Origin of the sequence: Sporomusa sp. (assembly GCF_035561255.1) — a bacterium.
Lineage (GTDB): Bacteria > Bacillota > Negativicutes > Sporomusales > Sporomusaceae > Sporomusa.
In genome coordinates this window covers 1-7836 of the sequence record NZ_DATMXX010000430.1, presented here as the reverse complement: position 1 = coordinate 7836, position 7836 = coordinate 1, and the positions used below count along the sequence as shown (strand labels likewise).

The 7836-nt window shown below is 45.5% G+C and carries 6 protein-coding genes; 4 read left to right on the top strand and 2 right to left on the bottom strand.

The features are described 5' to 3' along the window. The 3 genes from VN379_RS24905 to VN379_RS24895 form a co-directional block, all read left to right on the top strand. The coding region (locus VN379_RS24905) for a hypothetical protein (RefSeq protein WP_325538832.1) at positions 1–1179 on the top strand (1179 nt) is incomplete at its 5' end. A gap of 89 nt (positions 1180–1268) precedes the next feature. Continuing rightward, positions 1269–2210 carry a SphA family protein gene (locus VN379_RS24900; protein ID WP_325538831.1) on the top strand — a complete coding sequence of 314 codons (942 nt, stop codon included), beginning with the start codon at positions 1269–1271 and terminating at the stop codon, positions 2208–2210. Positions 2211–2241: 31 nt separating this feature from the next. Then, on the top strand, positions 2242–3546 hold the full coding sequence (locus VN379_RS24895) for an amidohydrolase family protein (RefSeq protein ID WP_325538830.1): 1305 nt from the start codon (positions 2242–2244) through the stop codon (positions 3544–3546). 590 nt (positions 3547–4136) lie between these two features. Here VN379_RS24895 and VN379_RS24890 read toward each other — a convergent pair. Then, positions 4137–4727 carry a LysE family translocator gene (locus tag VN379_RS24890; protein WP_325538829.1) on the bottom strand — a complete coding sequence of 197 codons (591 nt, stop codon included), beginning with the start codon at positions 4725–4727 and terminating at the stop codon, positions 4137–4139. 232 nt (positions 4728–4959) lie between these two features. Here VN379_RS24890 and VN379_RS24885 point away from each other — a divergent pair, with 232 nt between their 5' ends. Beyond that, positions 4960–5841, top strand: a complete 882-nt coding sequence (locus VN379_RS24885) for a LysR family transcriptional regulator (RefSeq protein WP_325538828.1) — start codon at positions 4960–4962, stop codon at positions 5839–5841. Positions 5842–6272: 431 nt separating this feature from the next. Here VN379_RS24885 and VN379_RS24880 read toward each other — a convergent pair whose 3' ends face one another. After that, positions 6273–7745: a sigma-54 interaction domain-containing protein gene (locus tag VN379_RS24880; RefSeq protein ID WP_325538827.1), complete on the bottom strand. Its 1473-nt coding sequence runs from the start codon at positions 7743–7745 to the stop codon at positions 6273–6275. Positions 7746–7836 lie beyond the last annotated feature (91 nt).

Here is a 7836-nt window from a genome sequence, read left to right as displayed (position 1 = left end):
TCAGCAACCGCATACAGCAGCATAACCTACGCTTCGGGCATGTATATTTTATCCGGGCTTACGACCAACGTCGTACATACCATTAAAGTGAATGCAGATAACTATACTAGCAGCACAGACACTATCGCCCTGTCCGTAACGCCAAATGCTACAACAATAGTAAATGCGGGCAGCGTAAGCTTGATGCATCAAAGGGGAAGCGTGACAGTGAGTGTAACCACAGATGACGGAGCAATGGTAACGCCGAGCTTTTATGTGGATGGTTCAGCAACCGCATACAGCAGCATAACCTACGCTTCGGGCGCGTATATTCTATCCGGGCTTACGACCAACGTTGTACATACCATTAAAGTGAATGCAGCTAACTATACTAGCAGCACAGACACTATAGCCCTGTCCGTAACGCCAAATGCTACAGCAATAGTAAATGCAGGCAGCGTAACCTTGACGCGCCATAAGGGAACACTCACAGTGACGCTGAAGGATAGTGCAGGAGCCCTATTGACCAATACGTCTTATAGCCTTAGCGTTAGCGGAACAACCTACACGGGAACAACTGATACAAATGGGCAAGCATCGGTAAACAACATAGCCACAAGCGCGACAGCGGTAATAGCAAGTGTAACAGGGTATAATAATACTTCGGGTACTATTGCCTGGACAGGTACAACAGGTATAGCCACAATTACGTTGGCGGGAAATGGATCAACCAGTAGTACTTTCACGGTGGTTGACCAAAATGGCGATTATCTGGGCGGCGCCACCGTTTCCCTGACGGGCGGCGGAACAACGCTTACGCAGGCAACAACTGCCGATGGAAAAGTGACAATTAACGGGCTGACTTCGGGCATAGCCTATAGTTATACGGTAACTATGATGGGTACTTCAAGCGAATCCGGCACAATTTCAGCGGGGCAAAGTAAAACGGCACATTTATCAGCAAATACTGGTAACTATTTTTTCATTACAATCAGCGATAACTCAGCCAACGCTACCTATATACAATTTACTTATAGTGGATATTCAGTCCGGGTACCTTTGAGGCCAACCATGAGTATGCGGTATACAACCAACATAAAACCGACGGAAATCTATCAAATTACGAGCAATGCAGGCACTTGCACACCTAGTACGAGGCAGATAGGTTCTGGCAATCCGGTAACTATAGCAATAAATTAAACTGCTGCAAGCGTCACTGCTGTCCTTAGCGAAGTGAGAAGGTATCGTAGGTGAGCGCATTGTTAACTGTTACAAAGGTGGTATGAAGCGTGGAAGCTCAACTAATTAGAACTCGTCTACGAATGCTCTTTGCTGTTCAATTGCTGGTATGCTGTCTGTTCTTTACTCAGCCAACGGTCTGGGCCACAGAAGGCGCCCAAAGTTACTACTTCCCTGGTTCATTGGCTAATTTCGCCACCGCAGTGGCGCCGGCTCCCGGGTTTGTTTTCGCCAACCAGATGCTGTTCTACAGCGGCAAAGCCGAAACGGCCGTGCTCAAAGGAACTATTCATGCCGGCCTCACTGCCAAGGCCTTTTACAATTACAGCGGCGGCTTATACACCTTCAAGCAGCCTGTGCTCGGCAGTCGGCTTCAGATAGGCGCCGTAGTTCCCGTGGGCCATGTCAATATGCAGGCGCATATCGGCCACATGGGCTTCGCCGACAACAGGACCGACATCGGCGACACGGCGTTTATGGCCGCTCTCTACTGGAAAAAAGGCAATGCTCATTACAAACTCACTGAAACGGTCTATGTTCCGACCGGCGGCTATCATCACGGCCGCCTCGTGAATGTCGGCCGGAACTACTGGGGCTTTGACACTTCACTGGCCGTCACCTGGCTGAATATGAAGAACGGCACCGAAATCACCGTCGCCCCCGGCATCCTGTTCAACACGAAAAACCCCGCCACCGATTACAAGTCGGGCAACGAGTTCCACGTGGACGTAGCGCTGAACCAATACCTCTCCCAACACTTCGCGGTCGGCCTTCACGGCTATTATTACCGCCAGGTCACCGGTGACAGCGACACAGGAGCGAAGCTTGGCGCCTTCAAAGGCAGGTCGCTGGGAATCGGGCCGGCCGTCCTCTGGACGCCAAAAAGCAAAAAGGGCGACCTCACCGTAATCGCCAAGTGGCTGCATGACGTTCAGGACCATAACCGCATGCATGGAAACTTCGGCGTGCTCACTGTCGCTTATAAGTTCTGAACTGTATTTTTGATTCGGAAAGGATGGACAAATGATGCGAATTATCATTAGTTTACTGTTGGTACTGGTAATGCTGTCTGCCACTTGTGCTGGAATGGCGGCACCCGGTCAAACCACCGTTATCCTGGCGGGAGATTATTGGGACGGATTGGCCAATAGGCCGCAGGGGTACGCCGAAATCCTCGTTGTCGACGGCAAAATCGCCGAAATAGGTAAAAGCATTGTCCGACCGGAAGGGGCAAAAATAATCGACTTGTCCACGAAATTTGTCATGCCGGGCTTTATCGATACCCACATTCACCTCACCGGCAGTCCTAAAGTGGTGGCGAATCTGGCGTCCCTGAACGACGCCGCTTTGGCTTTCGCCGGTGTATCGGCCTGCGAAAAGGTTCTGAATAACGGTTTTACGACCGTGCGTGACGCCGGCGATTTCAGTATCAATGCCTGGGTGGTGGCCGAACTGAAAAAGGCGGTCGAAGCAGGTGCAATTAAAGGACCGCGAATCGTTCACAGCGGCCACATGATATCTGCGGTGGGAGGTCACTTCGATTTCAGTGGGTTGCTCCGAAACGGTATCACCATGGCGCAAGTGTCGGTCGCTGAAGGCGTGGTCGAGGTAAAACGTGTCGTTCACAACGAAGTCAGCCACGGCGCCGAATGGATTAAGGTTGCCGGCAGCGGCGGCTTTATGTCGCCGAGCGACGGGCCGGATGATGTGTCGTATTCGCAGGAGGAGATGAACGCGCTGGTGGCGGCGGCGAGGGACCTTGGCAAACATGTGCTTGTCCATGCCTACGGAGATGAAGCCGTCCACCGGGCGGCGATCGCCGGAGTGCGGTCGATCGAGCACGGCAGCCTGTCATCGGTTTCGACGCTGGAGATGCTGGCGCATAAAGGCATATATATGGTGCCGACGCAGATCGCGGTGGTGGCCAACGCCAGGGAAACGGCCAAGGGCAATCTCAATATGTATGTGCCGGAATGGACGCGCGAAAAAAACGTCAAATATGCCGGCAAAATTCTCGAATGCGCCAGTAATCTAGCCAAAAGTGACGTAAAAATAGCCTTGGGCACCGATTTGGGAACATTTGATTTTTCGGTAAACGGGGCGACGGAGTTTGTCGAAATGGTTCATAACGGAATCACGCCTTTAAGGGCGCTGAAGGCAGGGACGTCGGTGGCGGCGGAGATGCTTGAGCTGAATACCGGCAGCATCATTGCCGGCAAGCGGGCTGATTTGGTCGCTATGCCCGGAAACCCGTTTGAAGACATTGCCGTTACCGAGAAAGTTAACTTCGTTATGAAGGACGGCGTGGTTTACCGCGACGACAAATAGCGCTGTTGTCCCACGAAGGGACCACTTTCTGCAAACCCCGTTCTTTGGCAGAAAAGAAGGTTAACCATACATGGACTTGTCAGCAAAAGTACTTACGAATATCTTTGCCGGCAAGTCAGTGTGTCTCGCTGGCGGTTGCGGTGTGCGCAGAGATGTTGAGTCGGGGGACGGTTCCTTGACTCATATATCATATTAACTATACTATTTTTGTTGATTGCAGGGGTTCTGGGTGATTCTGATTCACGCTATAAATAGACATTGGTCAAATTATTGACTAATGTCATTTTAATGTCAGTGGCATGTTATAGAAGCGAATTCAAGAGCGTGTAAAGCTGGATAAAATGCGGGCTTTGAGAGATATTATAATGGCACGTACTGGAACAAAATTTCAAAAATGAAGGTCGACGAAGCCAGTATTTCTCTGGTGTTACGAAAAAGGGACTTTTTTACATGACAGTGGTGCCATGTCATTAAAGTAACATTTTTGCAGAAAAAATAAGAAGAATGTTGAACTAGAGTCCTAGTTAATATTGCGATAGCTATGGCTGGTAGTTGTCGCACAGTCTGGTGTCTCCTGTATCCTTCCGTGGTCAGGGAATCAATTCAACAGACAATGAAAGAAGAGAAGATCGGTGTTCTGCAAGCAACAAATATAGTGCAACAATTATTAATGATCCCCCCATAGAAAGGTTAAAAAGTTTGATACGCTCCCTAACTTTCAAGAAGAATTGTACTTTTGATCCTAAAAGTGCCCAAGCGGCAAGTGAAAAATAACAAATTACAAAATAAATCCCCACAAAAATGAAAAGCATATAATATGAATCTCGCAAATTAAAGGCTGAAACACCGGATAGGCACGCAATCCACGCTTTGGGATTTAGCCATTGCATCAGAAAACCATGATAAAAGCCCGGAAGCTTTGTATCTTCAGATTTAATTTCAGGAGTTGATATAATAATTTTATAGCCCGTATATCCTATAAAACCTGCCCCTGCATATCGCAAAATTTCATAGAGTACGTTGAACTGGTCTACGAGATTCGAAATGCCTAGCCCAATGGTAATTAGCAGAACAATAAATCCAATAGTAGCGCCTGATACAAAAGGAAAAGAACTCCTAAATCCATAATTTACACCTGCAGACAGTGTTGTGATATTCACTGGACCTGGAGAAATAGACATAGATAATGAAAAAAGGCACATTGCAATAAAAGTAGAAATAAGTACTCACTCCCATTCATCATAAACACATCAAAAAGTTTTTCTTGGAATGTAAAGTAAGTATAGGCTATTCAAAAAAGAACGTCCAATTGCAAATTCTGAACGTATACATCCAAAAAGCTGATTGAAACTAACAAGGGACTTATGATATTCTACAGATATTTCGAAGCATTGCGTAAAGGTGTGAGGCGTTTTGGAACTTTATCAATTAAAAACGTTTGTAGAAATTGCCCGGCGCGGCAACCTAACAGAAGCTTCTCTGCATCTCCATACTAGCCAGCCTGCTGCAAGTGCGCATATAAAGGCATTAGAGGAAGAGGTCGGTTTTACTCTGTTTCATAGAAACCCTAAAGGAATGACGATTACCGAAAAAGGTTCAAAATTACTAACAGAGGCCCAAAGAATACTTGACACATTAGATGTCTTCTATGATAGAGCAAACGAGCTGCAAGCAAATCCGACTAGAACACTCCGTATAGGGCTAAATACAGATGGAGAAGTTCTACAAATCCAAAAGCTGATTAAACTCGCCTCAAAATCACTACCCCAGTTAGAATTGCATTTTGTGCAAACAAGAAGTGAAGATATTAGTAATGACTTGGCGAGCTCAAAGATAGATGCCGGTTTTTATTACGGAAAACATCTTCTTCCGGCAGTGCAAACGATTAAATTGCATTCTTTCAGTATGGTTCTTGTTTACCCAAGCGAATGGGATATAGATACTAATGATTTATCGTTAAAGTACTTTGAAAAAACACCTTGGATATGGACTACAAAAGGGTGTCCGTTTTATAAAGAAGCAGCGGAATTCTTTCAGAAAAATAATATTACTCCATGTAAAATTGTGTATGTGGATGATGAAACGCTGATTGGAAAGCTAGTTCAAGCGGAAATTGGATGTTCGTTGTTAGCTGAACCTGTAGCCAAGCAGTTCGCTAAGGAAAAAATATTGAAAATCTGGCAAGGTATCGATCTTAACATTGATCTGAATTTTGGTTATCCCAAGGGTAGTAAAAACGATCCAGAGTTACTAGAAATTTGTTCGATATTGAATAGCATGTGGAAAGCCAGCTAAATCAGAATTCCGGCGGTGGTGGGAGTGGATGATGCACCATATTGATTAAAGACGGTGAGCGCATACGGGTTGACGGAACACAGGGGTTTATTGAATTTGTACACGATCTAAATACATAACACCGGTTTGTTTTTCGGAGGCATGCTTTGGGGTGCGCCTGGGTTAACGGGATGAAAAAATCCCTGAGGCCGCTAGCGCAAGACAACTGGGTGCTATCGGGGCTGGTAGTAAGTTTGTTTGACGGCATAAAAGTCAAGCGTATGTCAATCGAATAATTGAAAAAACAAAAATAGTCCGGTTAGGGTGAGCTTATCACCTTAACCGGACTATTTTCAGCAAAAAGACGCTGGGTATGGGCAATCGCAGAGCGTGTTTGATTTAGCGGCAGAACGGGAATATGTTCAAGGCAAACTGGCGCGGGATAAATAACGCTAAAGTTGAGGGGCACTAATTGTATCGCTGATCGACTGGGCTTTATAAAAAACAGATTTGATTCCAAGCCGGCGGAGGTGATAATGCAAATTTTGCCTGGTAATACCTAGCTGAATAGCGCATTGGCTTACATTACCGTTATTTAGTATTAGTGCATTCTCAATGGTTTGTTTCTCGTATTGACGTATCAGTTCGGTTAGTGGTTGGTTAGAGGTTGCTTCCATATTACTTAAGCCGGCAGTTTCCTGATCACTCACAAGTCTTTTCTTTATAATCCTGGGCAGATGTTCATCAGATAGTATTGCTTCTGTGCTTTCAGCCATACTCATAGCGCTTTCAATTACATGCTCTAACTCGCGAATATTTCCCGGCCAGCGATAATAGGAGAAGAGCTGCATTAAATCCTGGGCTATGATCTTTATATTCATAGCCAGGGAATCATTGAACCGGGATACAAACTCTTTTGCCAGCAACGGTATGTCCTCCACTCGCTCGCGTAAGGGGGGGATATCTAAAATAATGGGTGTCAAACGGTATAAAAGGTCTTCGCGAAAAGAGCCGTTGCGGGCCATGATAAATAAGTCCTGGTTGGTGGCACTGATTATCCGGCATGAAATCTGGCGTTCTTTATTATCGCCCAGACGCCGTACTTTTTTATCCTGCAGTAATCGTAATAATTTTGCTTGTAAGGGAACAGACAACGAGTTTATCTCATCCAAAAATAAAGTTCCATTCTCGGCCTGCTCAAAAAAACCGGGTGTGTCTAATGCTCCGGAAAATGCGCCCTTTACAGTCCCCAGCATCAGGCTCTCCATTAGTGTTTCCGGTATCGCCGCACAATTTACAGCAATAAATGGGCGAGAACTGTATGTACTCACGGTGTGTATGCCTTGTGCAAACAACTCTTTACCTGTGCCCGTTTCGCCCACGATCATAACGGTAGACTGGTTTTGCGCTACCTTGCGAGCTTGCTTTAGGGTTCTTTGGATTGCGGCACTGTTGCCGATGATATCTTCAAATGTGTAGAGGGTGCCGTTCGTGATTTTGTTAGTTTTTTTACTGTTAAAAGAATTTAACGCTGTTGTAATTAATTCGTTTATTGATGGCTTATCTCTGCCGATTGAGATAACGGCAGATAATTTTTCATTCTGAAAAAATGGGTATGAATTATATACAATATCGACTTTTCGACCGGTGATTGTTGTATAGGTCATGTACTGATCTAACAAGGGTTCGGGATTTTTTGTTACAGCATAGCGTTGGAAGTTTTCAAGCTCCAAGAAATATATGTCAACGTCTTTTTTTCCCACCACGTGATTATGCGTTGTCCCATCAATTTTTTTATGAGCTTTATTGCAGATAAGAATAGTTCCATCCACGCTCACGGCATAGACCCCATCTGAAACTACATCAATAATGGAATGCAATAAACAGTTTTCATTTTCTAATTCCTCATAAGTTTTCTTTACCATCAAAACAGCCTCCTTGCAAATATTGCAAGACACTTAGGAAAGTATCTGTAAAAATTCTTATCACCTGAAAGGAAATCTTTCAGTGTATTGT